The sequence below is a fragment of the Neisseria sp. P0006.S009 genome, from assembly GCF_051962915.1.
GTDB classification, from domain to species: Bacteria; Pseudomonadota; Gammaproteobacteria; order Burkholderiales; family Neisseriaceae; genus Neisseria; species Neisseria subflava_E.
The window spans coordinates 424069-448233 of record NZ_JBQCUV010000001.1; the positions used below are offsets into that span (position 1 = coordinate 424069).

Annotated in this window: 22 protein-coding genes; 15 read left to right on the plus strand and 7 right to left on the minus strand. The window is 52.1% G+C overall.

The genetic code is table 11. The annotated features are described in order from the left end of the window. Positions 1-151 precede the first annotated feature (151 nt). The 5 genes from ACTHTK_RS02010 to trkA all read left to right on the plus strand — a co-directional run bounded on the left by ACTHTK_RS02010 (position 152) and on the right by trkA (position 6717). Positions 152-790: a 2Fe-2S iron-sulfur cluster-binding protein gene (locus ACTHTK_RS02010; protein WP_107723437.1), complete on the plus strand. Its 639-nt coding sequence runs from the start codon at positions 152-154 to the stop codon at positions 788-790. Next, positions 790-2418 carry an FAD-binding protein gene (locus tag ACTHTK_RS02015; protein WP_440378285.1) on the plus strand — a complete coding sequence of 543 codons (1629 nt, stop codon included), beginning with the start codon at positions 790-792 and terminating at the stop codon, positions 2416-2418. The genes ACTHTK_RS02010 and ACTHTK_RS02015 overlap by 1 nt, the downstream gene beginning before the upstream one ends. Continuing rightward, positions 2415-3668, plus strand: coding sequence for a complex I 51 kDa subunit family protein (locus ACTHTK_RS02020; protein WP_440378286.1), 1254 nt, complete (start codon positions 2415-2417; stop codon positions 3666-3668). Before ACTHTK_RS02015 ends, ACTHTK_RS02020 begins: the two co-directional genes overlap by 4 nt. 90 nt (positions 3669-3758) lie before the next feature. Continuing rightward, on the plus strand, positions 3759-5210 hold the full coding sequence (locus ACTHTK_RS02025; protein WP_440378287.1) for a DASS family sodium-coupled anion symporter: 1452 nt from the start codon (positions 3759-3761) through the stop codon (positions 5208-5210). Positions 5211-5304: 94 nt separating this feature from the next. Further along, positions 5305-6717 (plus strand): Trk system potassium transporter TrkA, encoded by a 1413-nt coding sequence (gene trkA, locus ACTHTK_RS02030; protein ID WP_440378288.1) that lies wholly within the window; start codon positions 5305-5307, stop codon positions 6715-6717. Between the two features lie 77 nt (positions 6718-6794). Here trkA and lgt read toward each other — a convergent pair whose 3' ends face one another. Further along, positions 6795-7655: a prolipoprotein diacylglyceryl transferase gene (lgt, locus tag ACTHTK_RS02035; RefSeq protein WP_049348460.1), complete on the minus strand. Its 861-nt coding sequence runs from the start codon at positions 7653-7655 to the stop codon at positions 6795-6797. A 74-nt stretch (positions 7656-7729) separates the two neighbouring features. Beyond that, positions 7730-8860: a M14 family metallopeptidase gene (locus ACTHTK_RS02040; RefSeq protein WP_440378289.1), complete on the minus strand. Its 1131-nt coding sequence runs from the start codon at positions 8858-8860 to the stop codon at positions 7730-7732. A 174-nt stretch (positions 8861-9034) separates the two neighbouring features. Here ACTHTK_RS02040 and argB point away from each other — a divergent pair, with 174 nt between their 5' ends. The 5 genes from argB to ACTHTK_RS02065 all read left to right on the plus strand — a co-directional run bounded on the left by argB (position 9035) and on the right by ACTHTK_RS02065 (position 13185). Then, the gene (gene argB / locus ACTHTK_RS02045) at positions 9035-9922 is read left to right on the plus strand and encodes an acetylglutamate kinase (protein WP_440378290.1); all 888 of its coding nucleotides are present in this window, start codon (positions 9035-9037) and stop codon (positions 9920-9922) included. A gap of 261 nt (positions 9923-10183) precedes the next feature. Then, positions 10184-11470, plus strand: a complete 1287-nt coding sequence (gene eno, locus ACTHTK_RS02050) for a phosphopyruvate hydratase (protein WP_440378291.1) — start codon at positions 10184-10186, stop codon at positions 11468-11470. Positions 11471-11493: 23 nt separating this feature from the next. Then, positions 11494-11769, plus strand: coding sequence for a cell division protein FtsB (ftsB, locus tag ACTHTK_RS02055; RefSeq protein WP_003679613.1), 276 nt, complete (start codon positions 11494-11496; stop codon positions 11767-11769). Positions 11770-11873: 104 nt separating this feature from the next. After that, on the plus strand, positions 11874-12365 hold the full coding sequence (locus ACTHTK_RS02060) for a DUF1841 family protein (protein WP_440378292.1): 492 nt from the start codon (positions 11874-11876) through the stop codon (positions 12363-12365). A 112-nt stretch (positions 12366-12477) separates the two neighbouring features. Next, positions 12478-13185, plus strand: coding sequence for an SIMPL domain-containing protein (locus tag ACTHTK_RS02065; protein WP_440378293.1), 708 nt, complete (start codon positions 12478-12480; stop codon positions 13183-13185). A gap of 70 nt (positions 13186-13255) precedes the next feature. Here ACTHTK_RS02065 and ACTHTK_RS02070 read toward each other — a convergent pair whose 3' ends face one another. From ACTHTK_RS02070 to ACTHTK_RS02080, 3 genes are all read right to left on the minus strand, one after another. Beyond that, positions 13256-13783 carry a single-stranded DNA-binding protein gene (locus ACTHTK_RS02070; RefSeq protein WP_049332709.1) on the minus strand — a complete coding sequence of 176 codons (528 nt, stop codon included), beginning with the start codon at positions 13781-13783 and terminating at the stop codon, positions 13256-13258. A gap of 1 nt (position 13784) precedes the next feature. Beyond that, positions 13785-15167 (minus strand): MFS transporter, encoded by a 1383-nt coding sequence (locus ACTHTK_RS02075; RefSeq protein ID WP_440378294.1) that lies wholly within the window; start codon positions 15165-15167, stop codon positions 13785-13787. A 114-nt stretch (positions 15168-15281) separates the two neighbouring features. Continuing rightward, positions 15282-15905: a lytic transglycosylase domain-containing protein gene (locus tag ACTHTK_RS02080; protein WP_039863563.1), complete on the minus strand. Its 624-nt coding sequence runs from the start codon at positions 15903-15905 to the stop codon at positions 15282-15284. 173 nt (positions 15906-16078) lie between these two features. Between ACTHTK_RS02080 and ppx the strand changes: the two genes are divergently transcribed. The 4 genes from ppx (at position 16079) to ACTHTK_RS02100 (ending at position 19674) form a co-directional block, all read left to right on the plus strand. Beyond that, on the plus strand, positions 16079-17587 hold the full coding sequence (gene ppx, locus ACTHTK_RS02085; RefSeq protein WP_440378295.1) for an exopolyphosphatase: 1509 nt from the start codon (positions 16079-16081) through the stop codon (positions 17585-17587). 87 nt (positions 17588-17674) lie between these two features. Beyond that, on the plus strand, positions 17675-18046 hold the full coding sequence (gene rbfA / locus ACTHTK_RS02090; RefSeq protein WP_003685554.1) for a 30S ribosome-binding factor RbfA: 372 nt from the start codon (positions 17675-17677) through the stop codon (positions 18044-18046). A 64-nt stretch (positions 18047-18110) separates the two neighbouring features. Continuing rightward, entirely contained in the window at positions 18111-19025 is a 915-nt protein-coding gene (gene truB, locus ACTHTK_RS02095) for a tRNA pseudouridine(55) synthase TruB (protein ID WP_440378296.1), read from the plus strand. A 22-nt stretch (positions 19026-19047) separates the two neighbouring features. After that, positions 19048-19674: an NAD(P)H-hydrate epimerase gene (locus ACTHTK_RS02100; protein ID WP_440378297.1), complete on the plus strand. Its 627-nt coding sequence runs from the start codon at positions 19048-19050 to the stop codon at positions 19672-19674. 49 nt (positions 19675-19723) lie between these two features. On the opposite strand, the gene ACTHTK_RS02105 is transcribed toward ACTHTK_RS02100, so the two are convergent. Together ACTHTK_RS02105 and ACTHTK_RS02110 are read right to left on the minus strand one after the other, a co-directional pair. After that, a complete protein-coding gene (locus tag ACTHTK_RS02105) occupies positions 19724-20083 on the minus strand; it encodes a CrcB family protein (RefSeq protein WP_003679592.1) in 360 nt (119 codons plus the stop codon). A gap of 81 nt (positions 20084-20164) precedes the next feature. After that, positions 20165-20842, minus strand: coding sequence for an energy-coupling factor ABC transporter permease (locus tag ACTHTK_RS02110; RefSeq protein WP_440378298.1), 678 nt, complete (start codon positions 20840-20842; stop codon positions 20165-20167). Between the two features lie 164 nt (positions 20843-21006). On the opposite strand from ACTHTK_RS02110, the gene ACTHTK_RS02115 reads away from it, so the two are divergent. Then, a complete protein-coding gene (locus tag ACTHTK_RS02115; protein WP_440378299.1) occupies positions 21007-24060 on the plus strand; it encodes a DNA translocase FtsK in 3054 nt (1017 codons plus the stop codon). Positions 24061-24165 lie beyond the last annotated feature (105 nt).

A 24165-nucleotide genomic window follows, 5' to 3' on the forward strand; every position in this document is an offset into this window, starting at 1 on the left:
GATACACTTCGACTCATAAAGATAAACATTGATTTTAAAAGAATTTCCGAGTAAATCACTTGGATATTTTCCTCATACGCAATAAATGTAATAAAAATACAATTAATCAAATTACCCACTATTCCAACTTCCAATTTCACAGGAACAAACCATGAGTGAAAATTTGTTAACCCTGACCATAGACGGCCATGAAGTCAAAGCTTCCGCCGACTCGTCAATCATCCAAGCCTATGCCCGTTCAGGCAATGCAATTACTGCCAATGTCGGCTGTATGGGTCAAGGCGTATGCGGTTCCTGCCGCTGTATGATTCGTAAAGAAGGCGAGCGCGAAGTCACCACTGCACTGGCATGCGAAACCAAAGTTGAAGAAGGCATGCAAGTCAGCTTCTTGGACTACTTTATTCCGGAGCACATCCAATATTACGACGTCGGCGAGATTGGTGATGGCTGGAACTGGTTGGACGATACCGCCAAAGCCTTCCCTGAAGCGCAAAATTGCCGTCATTGCGGCGGCTGTAATCGAGCCTGTCCTAAAGGTTTGCAAGTGGAAAACGGCGTAGCGCAGGTAGTTTCCGGCGATTTCAGTGCGGCTGCGCTGACCTTTGACCAATGCGTGATGTGCAACCTCTGCACCCTCTCCTGCCCTGAACACATCCGTCCGAACCACTTGGGCTTGTTCGCCCGCCGTATGAAAGCGGCGCGCACATTGCGTCCTGTGGATTTGATGCGCCGCCTGCGCGAAATCGACAGCGGCAAAATGAAAGTCGAATTTGAAGAGGAGTCAGTGTAATGGTTAACAAAATCCAAGGCATAGACTACGAAACTGCCCTTGCCAACCTGCGTGCGTCCTCATTGGAGCTGCGCGGCGATTTACCTGAAAAAAACGAATTACTGAGCCAATTTCACCCTGACTATCAGGCAAATGCACGTGTGAAACTGCCTATCGGCCCAAACCAAGGCGATTACTGCCATACTGATTTGGCCAAACTCTTAATCAGTCAGCCTCTGATTGACGACTATAATTTATCAGGCGCAGAACACTTGAACACCGACGTATTGGTAATTGGTGGCGGCGGAGCGGGCGCGGCAGCGGCATTGTCTGCCACTGAAGCCGGAGCACGCGTCATCATGGCGAACAAACTGCGTATCGGCGACAGTAATACCGTGATGGCCGAAGGCGGCATTCAAGCTGCGGTCGGCGCGGAAGACAGCCTGCAACAACACTTTGACGATACCATCAAAGGCGGCCACAACGCAGGCAAAAAAGAATTGGTGGCGCAAATGGTTACCGACGCGCCGTCCGCCATCCGCTGGCTGATCGGTTTGGGCATGACTTTCGACCTTGCCAAAGGCGCGGACAGCAACGGCATGTTGAGCCGCAAACGCGCAGGTGGTACAACCGTACCGCGTATTTTGAGCTACCGCGACTTTACCGGCCTCGAAATGATGCGCGTACTGCGCGAGGCAGTCGAGCTCGACGAAAACATCACACAGCTCAACCGCCACCCCGCCATCGAATTATTGTCGGACGAACACGGCCGCTGCGTCGGCGCGATTTTGTACGATTTGGAAAAACGCTCTTTGGTATTGGTTCACGCCAAAGCCGTGGTATTGGCAACCGGCGGCAGCGGACGCCTGCATTTGCAAGGTTTCGCCACTTCCAACCACTATGGCGCGACTGCAGACGGCCTGGTAATGGCTTACCGTATCGGCGCCAAACTGCGCGATGTCGATTCTTTCCAATACCACCCAACCGGCGTCGCCCACCCTCCACACTTGGCAGGCGCGCTGATTTCCGAAGCAGTGCGCTCTGCAGGCACCAAGCTGGTCAACGGTTTGGGCGAACGTTTCGTTGACGAATTGCAACCGCGCGACGTTGTTGCCGCTGCGATTCTGCGTGAATGCCGCGAAGGCCGCGGCGTGGTACGAGACGGTCAAGTCGGCGTGTTCCTCGACACCCCGCGCCTGATTGCTAACGACCCTGACGTATTAAACCGTTTGGTAACACTCGGCCACGTTGCCCATAAATGCGGCATCGACCCTGCCGTTGAGCCGGCCATGATTCATCCGACCCTGCACTATCAAAACGGCGGTATCGAAATCAACGGCGATGGCGCAACCTGCGTTGAAGGTCTCTATTGCGCCGGCGAAGTAACCGGCGGTATTCACGGCCGCAACCGCCTGATGGGCAATGCGCTTTTGGACATCATCAGCTTCGGCCGCCGCGCGGGTAAAGCCGCCGCCGGTTGCGGCCTGCCTCTGAAAAAAGTACGCGGCGGTGTCGGACACGTCCACGACCTGCAACGCGAAATGACCCGCGCCGGTCTGACCAGCGACATCAAAGCCCCCGTTTTATATCCCGACTACGGCAAATTCGATTTGCGCGAACACGCCGGTTTGCAGGAGCAACAATCATGAACCAAGCCAATCAAAACTTACTGCATCCTTCCCGCCAAGTCGGCGCAGATTTAGCCGCTTGGCGCAAAGTCGGCGGTGGCGAAGGCCTGCTGGCTGCGCTTGCCGATCCACAAAGCATTGTTTCCAAACTGCAAGATGCCAATCTTTGCGGTATGGGCGGTGCAGGTTTCCCGACTTGGCGCAAATGGGAGGCCGCCGTTGCCGCCCAAAGCAAAAATGGTGACAAATACGTTGTCTGCAATGCCAACGAAGACGAACCGGGTACATTTAAAGACCGAGTACTGCTGGCAAATACGCCGCACCAAGTCATCGAAGGCGTCCTGATTGCCGCCGTTGCCTGCCGTGCCAACAAAGCGATTCTGTACGTCAACCCTCATCAAACCGAATCCATCGCTTCCATCACACCGGCCATCGAGCAATGGAAAAACAGCGATTTGTTTATCCGTATCGAAAACTACTTGGGTAAACCTTTGGACTTGCAACTGGTTGAAACTTCAGGACGTTATATCGGCGGTGAAGAAACTGCCGTGATTTCATGGCTGGAAGGCGGTTTCCCCTTCCCCCGCCGCAAGCCGCCTTTCCCTGCCGAAAGCGGTGTCAACGGTGAGCCGACCCTTATCAACAATACCGAAACCTTCGCCAATATTCCACAAATCCTTGCTAAAGGTGCGGAATGGTACAAATCTTTGGGTTTGGGCGATGCAGCCGGTACGAAACTCTACTCACTCTCCGGCGACGTATTGAACCCGGGCCTGTACGAACTGCCGATGGGCACAACCCTGCAATCACTGATTTACGATCACGGCGGCGGTATGCTCGAAGGCCGTACGTTTAAAGCCGTATTTACCGGCGGCCCGTCCAATACGCTTTTGACCGTAAAAGATTTGGATGTGCCTTTGGACTTCGTTTCCGTGCGCGAACGCAAATCCAGCCTCGGTACCGGCGCGATGATTGTGATTTCCGAAGGCACCAGCGTGGTGCGTAAAGTGGCCGAGTATGTGGAATTTTTTGCTTCCAACTCATGCGGTCAATGCCCACCGTGTAAAGGCGGCACATTCCAGCTTTCCCGCCTGCTCAACCGCGTGGACACCGGCATCGGCACTCCCGACGACCTGCACGCCTTGCAAAGCCTGTGCCAACTGTTGCCACGAAGCGGCCGTTGCGGTTTGATTGACGGCGCGGTTACCGTGTTGCAAAGCTCGCTGCGCACCTTCCCCGAAGAGTACGGCCTGCTGCAAGAACAGGAGTAAAACGACGTTGTTTTCAGACGGCCTGTTACTGTAAAGGCCGTCTGAAAACCGATTTCCCAATACTTCAATCCTCAAATTAGGAGATTCAACATGGGCTTCAAGCCAATTCCTGCTGCGGTCGCACTTGTGCTGACGCTGCTTATCTGGTTCGTTATCCCCGTTCCTCAAGGCGTATCGCCTGACGCATGGCATCTTTTGGCATTGTTCGTCGGCATTATTGCCGGCATCATCGGCAAAGCCATGCCTATCGGCGCAATGGCGATTTTGGGCATTACCTTGGTTGCACTGACCGGTGTGACCAATGAAAAAGCCGCCGACGCAACCAAAGATGCTTTGAGCAGCCTCAACAACTCACTCATCTGGATGATCGGTATCGCCATCATCATTTCGCGCGGCCTGTTGAAAACCGGCTTGGGTATGCGTATCGGCTACCTTTTGATTTCCCTCTTCGGCAAACGCACGCTGGGCGTAGGTTACAGCTTGGCACTAGCCGACTTGGTCATCGGTCCGGTAACGCCGAGTAATACTGCGCGCGGTGGTGCGATTGTGCATCCGATTATGAAATCCATTGCCTTAAGCTTCGACTCCGACCCTGAAAAGGGTACGGAAGGCAAAATCGGCAAATACCTTTCACTGGTCAACTTCCACTCCAACGTAATTACCTGTCTGATTTTTATCACTGCCACCGCACCTAATCCACTGGTGGTCGAATTGGTTGCCAAAGCCACCAATTCACAAATCCAACTCTCTTGGGGTACTTGGTTCTTGGCAATGGTAGTACCCGGCCTGCTTGCCATGCTGCTGATGCCGCTGGTGTTGTATTTCCTGTATCCGCCTGAAATCAAACAAACCCCTAACGCCACTGCATTGGCAAAAGAGCATTTGGCTGCCATGGGGCCGATGAAGCGTGAAGAAAAAATCATGCTGGGTATTTTCCTGGTTCTGCTGCTGTTGTGGGCGGGTATTCCCGAGATGCTGTTCGGCGTGAAAGTTGACGCTACCGCCACCACCTTCCTCGGCTTGAGCTTGTGCCTGTTGACCGGCGTACTGACTTGGGAAGATGCGTTGAAAGAAAAAAGCGCGTGGGATACCATCGTCTGGTTTGCGGCCTTGGTTATGATGGCAAACTTCCTCAACAAACTGGGCCTCATCAGTTGGTTATCCGACTCCATGCAAAGCGGTATCGCCCACATGGGTTTGGGTTGGGAAGCCGGTTGTGCCCTGTTGATGCTGGCCTACCTCTACGCCCACTACGTTTTCGCCAGCGGTACGGCACACGTTACCGCCATGTTCGGCGCATTCTACGGCGCAGGCTTGGCCTTGGGCGCACCACCGATGCTGTTTGCCCTGGTTATGGCAGCCGCTACCGGCATCATGATGTCGCTGACCCACTACGCTACCGGTTCTGCACCTGTCATTTACGGCTCCAACTATGTAACCATGACCGAATGGTGGAAAGCCGGCTTCATCATGAGCGTGGTCGAAATTCTGATTTTCAGCACTGTCGGCATCTTGTGGTGGAAAGCCTTGGGCTATTGGTAATCCTTTAGCCGATTGAAAAATCAGGCCGTCTGAAACTCCAATTTCAGACGGTCTTTTGTTACAATTTCATTTTTACCGAACACACTCGATTACCGTGAAAATACTTATTCTCGGCAGCGGCCAAGTCGGCTCGACCGTCGCCCAAAACCTCGCCTCTGTTCCCAGCAACGACGTTACCATCATCGACATCGACGAAAAAGCGCTCAACCGTATCAGCAGTCGCCTCGATGTCCAAACCATCGTCGGCAACGGCGCATCGCCCTTTACCCTCGAACAGGCAGGTGCGGCTGACTCCGACCTCCTGCTTGCCCTGACCCGCAGTGACGAAACCAACATCGTTGCCTCCAAAATCGCCGCCGACCTGTTCAATATCCCCAGTCGCATCGCACGCGTACGCTCAAGTGAATACCTCGAATATCCGGTTGCCGGCAGCGACAAACCCGAAGAAGGCAGCCTCAATATCTTCGGCATTACGGAAACCATCAGCCCCGAACAACTGGTTACCGAACAACTTGTCGGACTGCTCAGCTACACCAGCGCATTGCAAGTACTCAGCTTTGCCAACGACCAAGTCCGCATGGTAATTGTTCAAGCACGCAAAGGCGGTTTGCTGATCGGGCGTGAAATTGCCGATATCAACCAACACCTGCTCGAAGGTGCGGACTGCCAAATCTGCGCCATCTACCGCAACAACCGCCTGATCGTCCCAACGCCGCAAACCGTCATCATCGAAGGCGATGAAGTCCTGTTTGCTGCCGACATCAACAGCGTTGAAGCCATCATGCGCGAATTGCGTCCGAAAGAAGCGCGTACCCGCCGCATCATGATTGCCGGCGGCGGTAACATCGGCTACCGCCTCGCCAAACAGCTCGAATCCAAATACGACATCAAAATCATCGAATACAAACCCCACCGCGCCGAATGGCTGGCCGAGAATCTGGACAACACCCTCGTCCTGCAAGGTTCCGCCACCGATGAAACCCTGCTGGACGAAGAATACATCGACGAAATCGACGTCTTCTGCGCGCTGACCAACGACGACGAAAACAACATCATGTCCAGCCTGCTGGCGAAAAACCTTGGTGCCAAACGCGTAATCACCATCGTCAACCGCTCAAGCTACGTCGATTTGCTCGAAGGCAACAAAATCGATATCGTCGTTTCCCCCCACCTGATTACCATCGGCTCCATCCTCGCCCACATTCGCCGCGGCGACGTCGTTGCCGTCCACCCCCTGCGCCGCGGCACGGCCGAAGCCATCGAAGTGGTGGTACACGGCGACAAAAACACTTCCGCCATCGTCGGCCGCCGTATCAGCGGCATCAAATGGCCAAACGACTGCTACATCGCTGCTATCGTCCGCGGCGCAACCGGCGAAGTCATCATGGGACACCACACCGAAACCATCCTCCAAGACGGCGACCACATTATCTTCTTCGTTTCACGCCGCCGCGTCCTGCCAGAGTTGGAAAAACTCATTCAAGTCAAAATGGGCTTTTTCGGTTAAACCCAAAATCCGTTTGCTTGAAACCATAAAAAGGCCGTCTGAAAACCTTTTCAGACGGCCTTTATTTCTTGTTTTATTTACGCTTTGGCAACACTGTTTTTACGGCCAAACCAAACAAAACCAATCACACCCAATACAATCATCGGCACGCTCAACCATTGACCCATGGACAAACCCAAAGTCAGCAGGCCAAGATAGTCGTCAGGCTGACGGGCAAATTCTGCAATAAAGCGGAACAAACCGTAACCGCCCAAGAATAATGCTGCCGTTTGTCCGGCCGGACGTGGTTTTTTCGAGAAAATCCAAACGATGACAAACAGGCAAATGCCTTCAAGGGCAAACTGGTAAAGCTGAGACGGGTGGCGCGGCAGCATACCGTATTGTTGCAGCCATTCGGCCCACAAAGGATTGTGCGCCGCAGCTTCCGTATCTTCGTAACGCGCTTGCGGGAAACCCATCGCCCAGAAAGCATTGAGTTCGGTCACGCGTCCCCAAAGTTCGCCGTTGATAAAGTTGCCGATACGGCCGGAAGCCAAGCCCAGCGGTACGAGCGGTGCAACGGTATCCATCAATTTTAAAATACTGATGTTGTGCTTGCGGCCAAACAGCCACATGGCAACGACCACACCCAAGAATCCGCCGTGAAACGACATGCCGCCTTCCCAAACTTTGAAAATATCCAAAGGGTTGGCAAGATAATCGGAAAATTTATAAAACAAAACGTAGCCGATACGGCCGCCCAAGATCACGCCCAAGATACCCCAAGTCAGGAAATCGTCGAGTGTTTCTTTGGTAAACACAGAATTACCTTGCGCGATACGGCGGCGGCCCAAAATCGTAAACAGGATAAAGCCGACGATATAGCTCAAGGCATACCAACGGATGGCAAGCGGGCCGATACTGATCAGCACCGGATCAAACTGGGGATGTATCATCATAATATGTATTCCTTATCTCAAAGGCCGTCTGAAAGCCTGAACTTTCAGACGGCCTGTATGCAGTGTCGGACGGTTTAACGCAAATCGTCAACCACATTCAAAATCGCAGACAACATTGCCTCGCCCAAGCGCAGCGAGCGTTGGCCGTTCCAGCCGAAATCATCGTCCGGCAGGTTGGCATTGTCTTTAAACGGCATTTCCAAAGTATAGGCAAGGCAGTTGAAATGATTACCGACCCAGTTGGTCGCCAAAGTCATGTTTGCCTGACCCGGCGCATCTTTGTCATAGCCGTAATCGTCTTGGAAATCGGGGCTGGCATTGAGCAGCGCAAGTTTGAATTGGTCTTCCAAGGCTTCGATGCGTTCGTTGTAGTTCGGCACGCCTTCGGTACCGGCTACAAAGACAAACGGCAGGCCTTCATCGCCGTGAATATCCAAGAACAAATCCACGCCGGTTTCCATCATTTTTTCGCGGACGGAAAAGACTTCAGGGCTTCGCTCCAAAGTCGGTTTTTCCCATTCGCGGTTGAGGTTGGCGCCGGCGGCATTGGTGCGCAAATTGCCCAAAACCGAGCCGTCCGGATTCATATTCGGTACAATGTAGAAAGTCGCACGGTCAAGCAGCATGCGCGCGGTCGGATCTTGCGGATCAAGCAGGCGGCCCAGCAAACCTTCGACAAACCATTCCGCCATGGTTTCGCCCGGATGTTGACGGGCGATAATCCAAACTTTCATGTCGCTTTCGACTTGGTTGCCGATGGTCAAAAGATTGATGTCGCGGCCTTGAACGGTACTGCCCAAATCGTCGATACGGCACAAACCGCTGCCCTGCGCATCGCCCAAAAGGTTCAAATGCTGCTCGTTGGAATAAGGCTCGAAATAAGCGTAGTAAACGCTGTTGGACAAAGGCGTATGGTTGATGGTCAACACGCCGTTTTCGTAGCTGGTCGGCACGCGGAACCAATTTTGGCGGTCGTAAGAAGCGCAAGCCTGATAGTCCTCCCAGCCCAAAGGATACGCAGCGTCCGCCGCATTTTCAAAATGCATCACGCAGTTTTGATAGGCCGCACCCTGCAAACGGAAGTAAAACCATTGGGCAAACTCCGAAGCATTGTCGGGACGCAGGGCGAGATGGATATCGGCAGGGTTGCTCAAGTCTTTGACAACGACCGAACCGGCATCGAATTGGGTGCTGATTTTCATCATGGGTATCCTTAGTAATCGGCGAAGAGGCCGAAGCAAACCGTCATTTTACCGTTTGCATGAGGCTGGTTTCAACCATTTAACTGATTTAACAGGATTTCAAGCGCTTGGAAATATTGTTTCAGACGGCCTTTGGGATTAAGATAAAGGCCGAAATCATGAAACAAGGTTGAAACCATGACCCAGCAACAATCTGTCTCCCCTGCCATCAAGGCTCACGTCCTTGCCGAATCTTTACCTTATATCCGCCGTTTTTCCGGCTCCATCATCGTCATCAAATACGGCGGCAACGCCATGACCGAGTCGGCCTTAAAAGAGGGCTTCGCACGCGATGTCGTCCTGCTCAAACTGATCGGTCTGCATCCCGTCATCGTTCACGGCGGCGGCCCGCAAATCAATGAAATGTTGGAAAAAGTCGGCAAAAAAGGAGAATTTGTTCAAGGCATGCGCGTGACCGACAGCGAAACCATGGACATCGTAGAAATGGTTTTGGGCGGACACGTCAATAAAGAAATCGTTTCCATGATTACTACCTTCGGCGGTCGCGCCGTCGGTATTACCGGCCGTGACAACCACTTCATCAAAGCGGAAAAACTCCTGATCGACACGCCCGAACAAAAAGGCGTGGACATCGGTCAAGTCGGCACAGTGGCGGACATCGATACCCGTTTGGTGGAAGGCTTGGTCGAACGCGGCTGCATCCCTGTCATCGCACCTATCGGCGTAGGACAAAACGGCGAAGCGTTCAATATCAATGCTGACTTGGTTGCCGGAAAACTGGCGGAAAAACTTCAAGCCGAAAAACTGCTGATGATGACCAATATCCCCGGCGTACTGGATAAAGAAGGCAAATTATTAACCACCCTGACGCCAAGCCGCATTGACGAACTGATTGAAGACGGTACGCTGTACGGCGGTATGCTGCCTAAAATCGCCTCTGCCGTCGAAGCCGCCAAAAGCGGCGTCAAAGCCACGCATATCATAGACGGCCGCGTTCCCAACGCCCTGCTCTTGGAAGTGCTGACCGATGACGGCGTAGGCTCAATGATTTTGGGCGAAGGTTAATCTGGTTTTCAGACGGCCTTATGCCTTATTTAATCAGCTTTTCACCCTAAAAAGGGTAAAAAATGTTACACTATACGGCTTATGTTTGTTTGAGCGATATTGACGTGAAACAAACTTACAGTCGGTTTCATACCGACGCCGATGCCATGCCCGGCAAAGACGGTATAATGTCTGCATTTATCAGACTTTGGCAATCATCCTTAAGGCCGTCTGAAACGTAACAAAGCTACTTTTCTTTTACCATCCTATTTGGAGATATTCATGAGCGCAATCGTTGATATTTTTGCACGCGAAATTTTGGACTCCCGCGGCAACCCTACCGTAGAGTGTGACGTATTGTTGGAATCCGGCGTCATGGGACGCGCAGCCGTACCTAGCGGCGCATCAACCGGACAAAAAGAAGCTTTGGAACTGCGTGACGGCGACAAATCCCGTTACTTGGGCAAAGGCGTATTGAAGGCCGTTGACCACGTCAACAACCAAATCGCGCAAGCCCTCATCGGTATCGATGCCAACGAACAATCTTATATCGACCAAATCATGATCGAATTGGACGGTACTGAAAACAAAGGCAACTTGGGTGCCAATGCTACTTTGGCCGTTTCTATGGCCGTAGCACGCGCAGCCGCTGAAGATGCAGGCCTGCCACTGTACCGTTACTTGGGCGGCGCAGGCCCAATGGCTCTGCCTGTTCCAATGATGAACGTTATCAACGGCGGCGAACATGCCAACAACAGCCTGAACATCCAAGAATTCATGATTATGCCTGTCGGCGCAAAATCTTTCCGCGAAGCTCTGCGTTGCGGCGCCGAAATATTCCACGCACTGAAAAAACTGTGTGATGCCAAAGGCTTCCCAACTACCGTTGGCGACGAAGGCGGTTTCGCACCTAACCTGAACAGCCACAAAGAAGCCCTGCAACTGATCGTAGAAGCAACCGAAGCCGCAGGCTACAAAGCTGGCGAAGACGTATTGTTCGCCCTGGACTGCGCATCCAGCGAGTTCTACAAAGACGGCAAATACCATCTGGAAGCCGAAGGCCGCTCTTACACCAGCGCAGAATTTGCCGAATACTTGGAAGGCCTGGTTAACGAATTCCCAATCATTTCCATCGAAGACGGCATGGACGAAAACGACTGGGAAGGCTGGAAACTGCTGACCGAAAAATTGGGCGACCGAGTTCAATTGGTCGGCGACGACTTGTTCGTAACCAATCCCAAAATCCTAGCTGAAGGCATCGAAAAAGGCGTGGCAAACGCATTGCTGGTGAAAGTAAACCAAATCGGTACTTTGAGCGAAACCCTGAAAGCCGTTGACTTGGCAAAACGCAGCCGTTACGCCAGCGTGATGAGCCACCGTTCCGGCGAGACCGAAGACAGCACCATTGCCGACTTGGCAGTCGCTACCAACTGTATGCAAATCAAAACCGGCTCCCTGTCCCGTTCTGACCGCATGGCGAAATACAACCAATTGTTGCGCATCGAAGAAGAATTGGCCGAAGCCGCTTACTACCCTGGCAAAGCCGCATTCTACCAACTGGGCAAATAAGCAGAATATAGGATATTGATTGTATGAAGTGGGTGACTTTTGTTTTAACCTTCGCACTTTTGTGCTGTCAGTACAGCCTTTGGTTTGGTAAAGGCAGCGTCGGGCATACGGAAGAATTGCAGGAGCAGCTCGTCCGTCAGGAGGAAAAAAACCAAACGCTCACTTTGCGCAACAATTTCCTCAATGCGGAAGTTGAAGACTTGGCACACGGACAAGAGGCCATCGCCGAAATTGCCCGCGTCGAATTGGGCTATGTCCAAGACGGTGAAGTGTATTACCGAATCATCGACCGCCGCTAAACCCTGCAAAACAAAGGCCGTCTGAAAACATATGTTTCAGACGGCCTTTTTTATCGCAATCACTATATAATCACATATCCCAAAATCAAATCACACCACCCATCATGTATGACGTAAACACTCACGATGTCCGCCGATTCTTTGCCCACGTTTGGCAACACAGGCTCGCACCGCTCCAATTAGACAGCCTGCAACAAAAAGCTTTGCGTATTATCGAAGCCCATCCCGAATACGGACACTATCTCGAAGACATCGAACAATATTTAGATAAAGAATGGTTGCCCGAAGACGGCGAAAGCAATCCATTCCTGCATATGTCGCTACACCTTTCCCTGCAAGAGCAAAGCGCCATCGACCAGCCTCCGGGCATCCGTGCCATCCACCAACAACTTTGCGCCCGTTACAACGGCGACTGGGTCAAAGCCGAACACGATATGATGGAAGCCTTGGCAGAAACCATCTGGGAAGCACAACGCTACGGACGGGGCCTTGACGTCAATGCCTACATGACCCGATTACGGAAATTGGTCGGCTTAGGCCAAGAAGAAAAAGCCCGCCTCAATCCCCATGAAGTCGGCCTGATGGATACAAAGTAACTTCTTTTCAGACGGCCTCAACCCATACAAATCCTTACGCTTGCCAAAGCCAACGTTTCCATATTTCATGCTAAATTACTTTTTTAAAATCCGCATTACAAGGAAAACCAAAATGCTCCGCCCAGCCCTTACCGCCCTACTGCTAGCCGTCTCCCTGCCCGTTGCAGCAGAAAGCCTCAATTACAACATCGTTGAATTTTCCGAATCCGCGAATATGGAAGTGCCACGGGATACCATGACTGCGCATTTCAGCGTCAACGCAGAAGGCAAAGACCGTCAAGCCGTCAACCAAGCCTTCATGAAAAAATTCAACCAGTTCAACAAAATCTCCCAAAACAGCAAATTTAAAGCCGAGTTGATGGAACGCAACGCATCCCCGCGCTATCAATACACCAACGGCAAACGCACCCAAACCGGCTGGGAAGAACACGCCTACTTCAAAGTAGAAAGCAAAGACTTTGAAGCACTCAACCGCCTGATTGCCGACAGCATCAATATCGCCGTTTTGGAAAGCTCCTCATTTTCCGTATCCAAAGAAAAACGCGAAGAAACCGTCGACCAACTGAGCAAAGCCGTCATCCTGCGCTTCAAAGACCGCGCCCAAAACCTCGCCCAAACACTCGGCTTCTCCAGCTACAAAATCGTTAAACTCAACCTGGGCCATATCGGCAACCGCCAAGTCGGCGGCGATTTTGCACGCGCCAAAATGCTGCGGGCAGCCCCTGTCGCAGAGGTAGCTGCAGGAATAGAAGATGGCGTACCAGCCTCCCCAGGCTCAGAAGAAATCAGCCTGACCGTCAGCGGTTCGGTGCAAATGTAGGATTTTATTTAGATAATATTAAAGGCCGTCTGAAAGTATATTTTCAGACGGCCTTTGTGTTGCTCAACAATTAGAATGGAATATCGTCGTCGATATCATCAACCGGAGCGGTCGGTTGTGCCGGGGCAGGACGACGGGCTGGGGCGGCTGGGGGTTCTTGAGCCGGAGCAGATTGGTATTGCTGTTGTGGCGCTTGTTGGTAACTGCTTTGGCTTGAATGACCGCCTTGGTTGTAACCGTCATCGTATGGTGCGCCGCCGCTGTTGTCGTTGCGACCGCCGAGCATTTTCATTTCGTTGGCGATAATGTCGTAAGCGGTACGCTCGATGCCGTCTTTGCCTTGATATTTACGGCTTTGGATACGGCCTTCCAGATACACTTGGCTGCCTTTACGCAGGTATTGACCGGCGATCTCGGCGAGTTTGCGGTACATGGTGATGTTGTGCCATTCGGTACGTTCTACGCGTTGGCCGTTACGGTCGTTCCACGTTTCGCTGGTGGCAACGCTGAAGTTACAGACGGCCTCGCCGTTGGGCATATAGCGGACTTCCGGGTCGCGGCCGAGGCGGCCGATGAGGATAACTTTATTCAATGACATTTTACACTCCTGTGATAATTTTTTCGGCGGCCTCTTGGTCGAATCCTTTTTGCAAGGCCTTGATATAAATGGTTTGTTTATCTGCGCTAAAGCTGATGCTTTCAACGCCTTCAATTTCGGTCAATTTTTGGTAGAGCAAATCCGGATTTTGTTGCCATTCGGCGTTAAGCGGATAGCTGAGGTTTTTGACAGGTTTAGGTGCCGGCGAAATGACTGCCAATACCAGCCACAGCAACATCAATACGCTACAAAAGGCAAATACGCCTACAAAACCATATTTTTGGAACAATAAACCACCGGTTGCGCCGCCGACAAACAAGCCGACCGACTGCATGGTGTTATACACGCCCATCGCGGTACCTTTCAAATCGGACGGAGCGATTTTCGACACCATAGACGGTAGGCTAGCTTCCAATACATTGAAACCAATAAAGTAAACAATCAGATAAGCGGTAATCAACCATACCGAGTGCATTCCAAACAGCAGACCGATTTGCGCTGCGGCAATGCAGACGATACCAAGGATAAACACTTGTTTGAGCTTGTTGCGCGTTTCGCCGACAATAATCAGCGGCACCATAATAATCAGGCCGGTAATGGTTGACGGCAGATAAACTTGCCAGTGATGAATTTTTTCTAAACCCAACTGCGTCATGGCAAACGGCAATGCGGTAAATAAAGCCATTTGCGCCGCATGCAAGGCAAAAATACCGAAGTCGAGATTGAGCAGTTGGCGGTTTTTCAATACCTCGCCCATACGCGAAGGCTGAGCCTGCGTGTCTTCGTGCAGTTTTGACTCTTCCGGCTCCGGCGTCATCCACGCAACCACGCCGATACTGATTACCGTCAGGATACCGGTCAGCGCAAACAGGCCGGATACGCCGATAAAGCTGGCAATCATCGGCGCAAGCACCAGGCTGACGGAGAAGGTCAAGCCGATGCTCAGGCCAATCATTGCCATCGCACGCGTCCGCACTTCGCTACGGGTCAAATCCGCCAGTAAAGCCGTTACCGCCGCACTGACGGCACCCGCGCCTTGAATGGCACGCGCGGCAACCAGCATTTGCAGGCTGTCGGCAACTGCGGCTAAAAAACTACCGGCGGCAAACACAATCAAGCCGATATAAATCACTTTTTTACGGCCGAACTTGTCGGAAGCGATGCCCAATGGCAGCTGCAACAAGGCCTGTGTCAGCCCGTAAATGCCCATTGCCATACCGACCAATGCTTTATTATCTTCCGCACCGGGCAACGAAGCGGCATACATTGCCAAAACAGGCAGCACCAAAAACATCCCCAGCATACGCAGTGCGTAAACGCCGGAGAGTGTGGTACTGGCACGCCATTCGTGCGGAAACATTTGAATGCGGTTATCTCTTGCCATAAATAATGTTTCAGACGGCCTTAAATTTGCGAAAGGCCGTCTGAAAGTGTGAATTAACAGATTTTCTGATTATACAGGATTCAAAGGAATTGCATGGGGCAAATCGCAAGCCGCTCAACCCCACTGCCATCTATTCCGCCACGCACCCAATACGGCATTCGGATATTTGTTACTGCCCAAACTGCCATTAAACCTTGCCAAAGCGCGGACAATATTGCCTTTTTCGATATTGTTGTAATGGCGAAGAATGGTGCAGCCGTAGCGCAGATTGGTGCGGATATCGAAAAGGTTGTGCGACGGATTGCCGATATAGTTTTTCCAAAACGGCATCACCTGCATCAAACCGCGCGCACCCACGCCGCTGATGGCATATTGGCGAAACGCGCTTTCCACTTCAATCAAACCCAAAATCACTTGGGTGTTGAGTCCGGCACGACTGCTTTCATATTGAATATTGACCAACAAACGGCGGCGCTCGCCCTCATCGGGAATAAAGCGTGCCAATCGGGAAGACATCGCCGCCAACCAACGCTCCCCTTCCCTCGAATCGGCAAACACCAGCCGCGCAGGGCTGGCGCTATTGATCGAACTGCGCATCACGGAAGCCACATCATCCGCCAGCGTTTCTTCACGTTGCGCTCCTGCCCATGCGGTCGCAGGCGTCAAAAGCATGGCTCCGCCCACTTGCAACAGGCGGCGGCGCGATAAAAATAAGGAATCTTGGTTTTCCGATTTCATGTGTTTTCTCTTTTTAGGCCGTCTGAAAAGTTCAGACGGCCTTTGATATATTTGCTTAAAATCAGCATTATAAAATACATCTATGAGCAGAATCAAAGAGCTGTATTCCTTTTATTGTCAAGTGATACCGCCTCAAGTAACATTTAGGTTTTTCTAATCAAGCGGTATTTTTTATGACCACCACTCCCGCCAACGTTTTAGCCTCCGTCGACTTGGGTTCCAACAGTTTCCGCCTGCAAATTTGTGAAAACAACAACGGCCAGCTGAAAGTCATCGACTCGTTCAAACAAATGGTTCGCTTTGCCGCCGGCTTGGACGAACAAAAAAACCTGAGCGAAGCCTCTCAAGAACAAGCCTTGGAATGTTTGGCAAAATTTGGCGAACGCCTGCGCGGATTCCAACCCGAAAACGTGCGCGTGGTGGCCACCAACACTTTCCGTGTCGCCAAAAACATCGCCCAATTCCTGCCTCGTGCCGAAGCGGCGTTGGGCTTCCCCATCGAAGTCATTGCCGGCCGTGAAGAAGCGCGTCTGATTTACACCGGCGTAGTACATACCCTGCCGCCCAAAGGCGACAAAATGCTGGTTATCGACATTGGCGGTGGCTCGACTGAATTTGTCATCGGCTCGGATTTGCAACCGCTGACCACAGAAAGCCTGCCTTTGGGCTGCGTAACGTACAGCATGCGCTTCTTCCAAAACAAAGTAACCACCAAAGATTTCCAAGCCGCCGTTTCCGCCGCGCGTATCGAAATCCAACGCATCAGTAAACTGATGAAGCGCACCGGTTGGGATTTCGCCATCGGCACGTCCGGTTCGGCAAAATCCATACGCGACGTTTTGGCGGCCGAATTGCCGCAGGAAGCCGACATTACCGCCCAAGGCATGCGTTATCTTGCCGATAGGATTATCGAAGCCGGTTCGGTTAAAAAAGCCAAATTTGAAAACCTCAAACCCGAACGCGTCGAAGTTTTTGCGGGCGGGTTGGCCGTAATGATGGCCGCTTTCGACGAACTCTCACTGACCAAAATGACCGTTACCGAAGCCGCCCTCCGCGACGGCGTGTTCTACGACTTAATCGGCCGCAGCCTCAATGTCGATATGCGCGAACAGACAACAGCAGAGTTCCAAAAACGCTACCACGTCAGCCTCAACCAAGCCAAACGTGTTGCCGATACCGCGCAAGCCTTCATGAACAGCCTGTGCCACGCCAAAAACGTAACCGTTCAAGAGCTTGCCCTGTGGAACCAATACCTCAGCCGCGCAGGCCGTCTGCATGAAATCGGTTTGGATATCGCCCATACCGGCTATCACAAACACTCCGCCTACATTCTCGAAAACGCCGATATGCCGGGCTTCTCACGCAAAGAGCAAACCATTTTGGCGCAACTGGTTATCGGCCATCGCGGCGACCTCAAGAAAATGGCGGACATTATCGGCGACAACGAAATCATGTGGTGTGCCGTATTGTCCCTGCGTCTGGCCGCCCTCTTCTGCCGCTCACGCCTGCCGCTCGATTTACCGCCGCAAACCCAGCTTCGCATCGATGAAAACAACCACAGCTTCATCTTGCGCATCAACGCCCAATGGCTGGAGCAACACCCCCTCATCGCCGACGCGCTGGACTACGAAAGCGCGCAATGGCAAAAAATCGATATGCCTTTCTCGGTTCAAGCACAATAAACCGCGCTCCGTTATAATAGGCAGCTGTTCAAAATCCAAACCGCAGGCCGTCTGAAAACGACAGCCTGCCATACATCAAGGAAAACCATGAGAAAACCCCAACGCGGCTACGCCCGCCAAGACCGTGTCAAAGAACAAATCATGCGCGAGCTTGCCGAACTCGTCCGCACCGGCCTGAAAGACCCGCGCGCAGGCTTCATCACCATCAACGAAGTCGAAGTCACCCGCGATTACAGCCACGCGACCGTGTTCTACACCGTCCTCGACGACAGCACACGCGACATTACCGAAGAAGCTTTGGAACACGCCAAAGGCCATTTGCGCAGCGAATTGGCCAAACGCATCAAACTCTTCAAAACGCCCGAGCTGCACTTCAAATACGACGAATCACTCGAACGCGGCATGAGCATTTCCAGCCTGATCGACCAAGTGGCGGCGGAAAAACCGGTTGAAGACTGATTGATTAAAACACACAGGCCGTCTGAATGCTTTCAGACGGCCTGAACATTACCTCCTACCCGATATGACAGCCAAACCCACCAAACGCCCGGTCAACGGCGTTCTTCTCCTCGACAAACCTGAAGGCCTTTCCAGCAACACCGCCCTGCAAAAAGCGCGGCGTTTGTTCCGTGCCGAAAAAGCCGGGCATACCGGAGTACTCGATCCTTTGGCCACAGGGCTTTTGCCTGTTTGTTTCGGCGAAGCGACCAAGTTCGCCCAATACCTGATTGATGCCGACAAAGCCTATACGGCCACGCTGAAACTGGGCGAAGCCAGCAGCACAGGTGATGCCGAAGGCGAAATCATCGCCACCGCACGCGCCGATATTTCATTGTCCGAATTTCAGACGGCCTGCCAAGCCTTAACGGGCGATATCCGCCAAGTGCCACCCATGTTTTCAGCCCTCAAGCACGAAGGCAAACCGCTGTACGAATACGCGCGCAAAGGTATCGTTATCGAACGCAAAGCGCGCGATATCATCATTTACTCCATTGATATCACAGAGTTTGATGCACCCAAAGCCGTGATAGACGTACGTTGTAGCAAGGGCACTTACATCCGCACCCTCAGTGAAGACATTGCCAAACACATCGGCACATTCGCCCACCTGACCGCCCTGCGCCGTACTGAAACCGCCGGTTTTACCATTGCCCAAAGCCACACGCTCGAAGCCTTGGCCGAATTGGACGAAGCCGAACGCGATGCCCTGCTGCTGCCTTGCGATGTCTTGGTGCAACACTTCCCCAGACTTGAGTTAAACGACTACGCCGTTACCATGCTCAAACACGGGCAACGACCCCAGTTTACCGAAAACATTTCCGCCGAACAGCCCATTCGCGTATACAGCCGAGACGGCACATTTATCGGACTGGTGGAATATCAAAAAGAAATAGGCCGTCTGAAAGCCTTACGCCTAATGAATACTGCTGACAAATAACTTCCTGCAAAGAGAGCCAATCATGAAAGTCTATACCGCCGCCCAAATGCGTGAACGCGAACAAGCAGCCGTCGATAAAGGCACGAGCTTCGACCAACTAATGGAAAACGCCGGCAGCTCTGCCGCCCGAGACCTCATGCAGCGTCATCCTCAAGCCGGACGCGCCCTGATCGTTTGCGGCAAAGGCAACAACGGCGGCGACGGCCTAGTCATGGCAAGATATATGCAGGCGCAAGGTTGGCACATCGACATTCTGTTTTCACTCGGAGAAAACCTCTCCCCCTTGGCTCAAACCAATCGCGAACGCCTCAACGGTTTGCCCCATATTGAATTGATATCCGTCCAAGAACTGGAAAGCCGTCTGAAAAACGGTTACGACATCATTATCGAAGGCATATTCGGCACAGGTTTCAGCGGCGCGCTTCCAACCGAAATCGCCACCCTCTGCCGCCAACTCAATCATTCAGACGGCCTGAAAGTCGCCCTCGATATTCCCACCGGCCTCAACTGCGACACCGCCGAAGCCGATCCTGACACATTCCGCGCAGACCTGACCTACACCTTTGCCGCCTACAAACCGGCACACTTAAGCGAATCCGGCAAAACCTATTGTCAAGAAACCGTCTGTTTGCCTATTGGCATTGATTAAATACCTATAGAAAATAACGGGGTGCAAAATTGCACCCTGTTATTTTTGCTTACTTCCAAATCTGCGCCAATTTAATCCCCAGCGCCGTCAAACCAAACGAACCGAAAACATGCAGACAGGTTGCCATCAAAGCCATACCCCAACGTTGCGCCTGCATCAAACCCACCATTTCCACTGAAAAACCTGAAAATGTGGTCAAACTGCCGAGAAAGCCGGTAATCCAAAGCAAACGCCATTGCGGATCGGTTAAGAGTTCTGCCAATACGCCGATTAGCAGCGCACCCAGCCAGTTTGCCGCCAATGTACCGATAGAAAAAGGCGCAGAAGACACCAGCACTAAGCCAAACAGCCAACGCAATACAGCCCCGACAGCGGCACCGCAAACAATGGGAAAAATATAAGCAAACATAACAAGTTAAACATTCAATTCAAAAAACAGGCCATACGGTCATTAGGCCGTCTGAAAACCAAGCAAAGATGCCTTCATATCTTATTGCCAAATCTTAGGCGTGGATTTCAAATACCTGTCGTCATCGAAAGTACAAATCCATTGCGGCTTGAGCGCGATGAAAATAGCTGTTGAAATACCGCTCAAAAATGCCTCCGCCCAAGCGATTAAGAAGAAAACAGGAAAAGCGGTTTTCCATAATACCGCCGTATCGAATACATCCGCCCAGTCCAACAAACTGACCAAAACCACGCCGGTAAATACCATGCCGACAGCCGCGGCCCAAAAACCATTCAGAAAAATAAAGATAAAGATATTGGCAGGCAACCGCGACACCCAATAGCGGAAACCCAAGTTCACCAACAAAGGCGGAAGCAATACGGACAAAGCATTGATGGGGAACATATGCCAATCGCCCCAAAGCCACAAATACGGAAAAAATAGTAAAACGCCAAGGCAGAATGCGGCAGAGATGCCCAGCATTAAAGCCGTCAGGTTCAAAGCGAGCAAATGATAGCTCATACCGGCCAGTTGTCCGCTTTCGGGAGAGGCATTCAAACTCCAAGCCAGCGGCAACATCACGGCAGCCACCAAGAATGCGGAACGATGCTGCGATACCGACACCCATGCCTGCTTTGCACACAAAGCAAAAATCACCAGCAACACAAGCCATGCCGCCATCACGACACCAACGGGAAACCATCCGTTTTGAAAAATCATCATCTCATCCGCAAAATGTTCAGACGGCCTATTATACGCGTCTCAAGCCATAGCTTTGACAATCCTGTCTGCCTTTGCCGTTAAAGCTTGTTTCGGCTGGTTTTGTTTACCCGAAAAAAGCGTTAGAATAACGGACTTTGCCGTTTAATTAAGGGGATGGACGCATGCTTTGGACAATATTGGCTTTAATTCTGCTGGCTGTCATAGCCGGATTGTTCTGGTGGCGCCAGAAACAAGAGCAAAAGTGGCGCCAAGAATTGGCCCAACTCAGTGGCGATAAAGAAGAAATAAACGAAGAAGACAGCCCGGTCGGTTTTGCCAGCCAACTGGACAGCCTGAAACGTTTGTTCAGCATGAACAAGCGCACCGCCGACAACCATAAAATCGCCCGCATCCGCCTGCTTTCCGCGCTCGAACACAATAAAACGCAACACGCCGAAACAGACGAAGAGCACGCAGCAAAGCCCGTTGCCGAAGAGCCGGAACACATCGCAGCGACCGAAGAAGAAATCAAAGTTGCGCCTAAAACCCGCAAATCTGCCAAGCCGGAACGTATTCCCAAAATCACGCCGTTTGCACAAATGGAAACACCCGAATACAGCCCGTCTTTGGTGCAAAACAGCAATTTTGAAGAAATCACATTAGAAGAAGCCACCCGTTCCCTGCACGAAGCGGCGGTTGAAGAATGGAACGAGCATTTGGCCGAAAAAAATGCGCCGATTTACAAAGACGAAGTCGAGACCCCATTGTTGCGTGCTTCATCCCTGCCGATGACCGGCATGGAAATCATCGACTACAACGATCCTGTTTTGCGCCGCACACGCGAACGTGCCTTGGCGCGTACCAACAATGTCCGCGTGGCAGAAGCGAATGCACCGCATATCGAAACTGTTCAGACGGCCTTAAGAACTGCCGAAAAAGAAGCCATCCTCCCCTATACTTCCATGCAGGCATTCCCTTCTGAAATCCAAGCGGAAGATATTCACGACAACCTTGCCCGCCGTACCGCCGCTCGCCACAAACTGGCCGCAGCCGTCGCCCCATTGCGCGACTACTCTCCGCGCACCATCGAAAATGACGAAATTTTGGCCAACTTGGGACAAATCAGCCGTCCTGCCAGCCTGCGCCGTCAAGTCCGCCATACCGAAGCGGCTGCCGAAAGATGGGCGCGTAAACGAGCTGCCACGGAGGCTGCTGCACCACAACCTGCCGTACCGGCAACGCCGTCCCGTCCAAAACCGGCTGCGCCTGTTAAAAAATCCCCTTATATCTCCCGACCTGCCGCACCAAACGCAACCGTAGTCGAGCCGCCTGCCGTACCGGTCGTCCCTATGGCGAAAACCGATATCCCCAAGCCGCCCGTTTTCCAAACATCGATTGCGCCGATTGATATCCCAGAGCCGCCTGCTTTTGAACATAAAATCCAAGTGCCGATTTTTGATTCGCAAGTCAATGCGCATGTCAGCAATCAGCCTGAACGCAGTATCCGCGATTATTTAATCAGCGAATCTGCCGAAGAAGAAACAGAATTCGATAGTGAACCGGAAGCGTCTGTACAAGCGGAAGCAGAAGCTATTCAAGCGGTTGAAACGATTGAACCTGTTGAATCTATTGAAACAATCGTAAGGCCGTCTGAATATACACAGACAGTCGTTGAAACGCCTGTTCAAAGCGTAGAACCAAGCGTTCAAGAAAATACGCCAAGCATAGTTCATCCGACTTCAACAACACTGACCGATGCGCTTCTACCGACCACTGCCCTGCTTCTGCCGCCGCAGTTTGACCCGAGCGCCTCGCAAACTGAAGAACAGTTGCTGGAAAACAGCATTACCATCGAAGAAAAACTGGCCGAGTTCAAAGTTAAAGTCAAAGTGATGGACTCCTATTCCGGCCCGGTCATTACGCGCTACGAGATTGAGCCTGATGTCGGTGTACGCGGCAGTGCCGTTTTGAACCTTGAAAAAGACTTGGCGCGCTCGCTTGGCGTGGCTTCCATCCGCGTGGTGGAAACCATCCCCGGCAAAACCTGCATGGGCTTGGAATTGCCTAATCCTAAACGCCAAATGATCCGCCTGAGCGAAATCTTCAATTCGCCTGCATTTACCGAGTCCAAATCCAAACTGACCCTCGCACTCGGCCAAGACATCACCGGCCAGCCTGTTGTTACCGACTTGGCCAAAGCGCCGCATCTGCTGGTTGCCGGTACGACCGGTTCGGGTAAATCCGTAGGCGTGAACGCCATGATTCTGTCCATGCTCTTCAAAGCAACGCCGGAAGACGTGCGCATGATTATGATTGACCCGAAAATGTTGGAACTGAGCATTTACGAAGGCATTCCGCACCTGCTCGCCCCTGTCGTGACCGATATGAAATTGGCTGCAAACGCGCTGAACTGGTGCGTCAACGAAATGGAAAAACGCTACCGCCTGATGAGCTTTATGGGCGTGCGCAACCTTGCCGGTTTTAACCAAAAAATTGCCGAAGCCGCCGCTCGTGGCGAAAAAATCGGCAGCCCGTTCAGCCTCACGCCTGAAGACCCTGAGCCATTGGAAAAACTGCCGTTTATCGTGGTCGTCGTAGATGAATTTGCCGACCTGATGATGACCGCCGGTAAGAAAATTGAAGAACTGATTGCCCGTCTTGCCCAAAAAGCACGCGCAGCCGGCATCCATTTGATTCTTGCCACCCAACGCCCAAGCGTGGATGTCATCACCGGCCTGATTAAAGCCAATATTCCGACACGCATTGCCTTCCAAGTATCCAGCAAAATCGACAGCCGCACGATTCTTGACCAAATGGGTGCGGAAAACCTGCTCGGCCAAGGCGATATGCTGTTCCTGCCACCCGGCACTGGCTATCCGCAACGCGTACACGGCGCGTTCGCTTCCGACAACGAAGTACACCGCGTAGTGGAATATCTGAAACAATTCGGCGCACCCGATTATATCGATGATATTTTAAGCAGCGGTTCGGCCGAAGACTTTACCGGCACCAGCCGCAGCAACGACAGCGACCTCGACCCCATGTATGACGAAGCCGTTTCCGTTGTCTTGAAATCGCGTAAAGCCAGCATTTCCAATATCCAACGCCAACTGCGCATCGGCTACAACCGCGCCGCCCGCCTGATTGACCAAATGGAAGCCGACGGTATTGTTTCTCCGGCGGAAAACAACGGCAACCGCACCATCTTGGCGCAAAGCAGCGACCATCTGGATTAATTTATCCTTGCTTAAATCAAGGCCGTCTGAAAACTTTTCAGACGGCCTTTTTAAATCAGATATGGTTCAGAGATTCCAATCAAATTAATAATCTATAAATAATAT

What these genes read in the sequence shown, in the direction of transcription:
- ACTHTK_RS02010 (WP_107723437.1), top strand. Translation starts at nt 152, where the DNA reads ATGAGTGAAAATTTGTTAACCCTGACCATAGACGGCCATGAAGTCAAA.
- ACTHTK_RS02015 (WP_440378285.1), top strand. Translation starts at nt 790, where the DNA reads ATGGTTAACAAAATCCAAGGCATAGACTACGAAACTGCCCTTGCCAAC.
- ACTHTK_RS02020 (WP_440378286.1), top strand. Translation starts at nt 2,415, where the DNA reads ATGAACCAAGCCAATCAAAACTTACTGCATCCTTCCCGCCAAGTCGGC.
- ACTHTK_RS02025 (WP_440378287.1), top strand. Translation starts at nt 3,759, where the DNA reads ATGGGCTTCAAGCCAATTCCTGCTGCGGTCGCACTTGTGCTGACGCTG.
- lgt (WP_049348460.1), bottom strand. Translation starts at nt 7,655, where the DNA reads ATGATGATACATCCCCAGTTTGATCCGGTGCTGATCAGTATCGGCCCG.
- ACTHTK_RS02040 (WP_440378289.1), bottom strand. Translation starts at nt 8,860, where the DNA reads ATGATGAAAATCAGCACCCAATTCGATGCCGGTTCGGTCGTTGTCAAA.
- argB (WP_440378290.1), top strand. Translation starts at nt 9,035, where the DNA reads ATGACCCAGCAACAATCTGTCTCCCCTGCCATCAAGGCTCACGTCCTT.
- eno (WP_440378291.1), top strand. Translation starts at nt 10,184, where the DNA reads ATGAGCGCAATCGTTGATATTTTTGCACGCGAAATTTTGGACTCCCGC.
- ftsB (WP_003679613.1), top strand. Translation starts at nt 11,494, where the DNA reads ATGAAGTGGGTGACTTTTGTTTTAACCTTCGCACTTTTGTGCTGTCAG.
- ACTHTK_RS02060 (WP_440378292.1), top strand. Translation starts at nt 11,874, where the DNA reads ATGTATGACGTAAACACTCACGATGTCCGCCGATTCTTTGCCCACGTT.
- ACTHTK_RS02065 (WP_440378293.1), top strand. Translation starts at nt 12,478, where the DNA reads ATGCTCCGCCCAGCCCTTACCGCCCTACTGCTAGCCGTCTCCCTGCCC.
- ACTHTK_RS02070 (WP_049332709.1), bottom strand. Translation starts at nt 13,783, where the DNA reads ATGTCATTGAATAAAGTTATCCTCATCGGCCGCCTCGGCCGCGACCCG.
- ACTHTK_RS02075 (WP_440378294.1), bottom strand. Translation starts at nt 15,167, where the DNA reads ATGGCAAGAGATAACCGCATTCAAATGTTTCCGCACGAATGGCGTGCC.
- ACTHTK_RS02080 (WP_039863563.1), bottom strand. Translation starts at nt 15,905, where the DNA reads ATGAAATCGGAAAACCAAGATTCCTTATTTTTATCGCGCCGCCGCCTG.
- ppx (WP_440378295.1), top strand. Translation starts at nt 16,079, where the DNA reads ATGACCACCACTCCCGCCAACGTTTTAGCCTCCGTCGACTTGGGTTCC.
- rbfA (WP_003685554.1), top strand. Translation starts at nt 17,675, where the DNA reads ATGAGAAAACCCCAACGCGGCTACGCCCGCCAAGACCGTGTCAAAGAA.
- truB (WP_440378296.1), top strand. Translation starts at nt 18,111, where the DNA reads ATGACAGCCAAACCCACCAAACGCCCGGTCAACGGCGTTCTTCTCCTC.
- ACTHTK_RS02100 (WP_440378297.1), top strand. Translation starts at nt 19,048, where the DNA reads ATGAAAGTCTATACCGCCGCCCAAATGCGTGAACGCGAACAAGCAGCC.
- ACTHTK_RS02105 (WP_003679592.1), bottom strand. Translation starts at nt 20,083, where the DNA reads ATGTTTGCTTATATTTTTCCCATTGTTTGCGGTGCCGCTGTCGGGGCT.
- ACTHTK_RS02110 (WP_440378298.1), bottom strand. Translation starts at nt 20,842, where the DNA reads ATGATTTTTCAAAACGGATGGTTTCCCGTTGGTGTCGTGATGGCGGCA.
- ACTHTK_RS02115 (WP_440378299.1), top strand. Translation starts at nt 21,007, where the DNA reads ATGCTTTGGACAATATTGGCTTTAATTCTGCTGGCTGTCATAGCCGGA.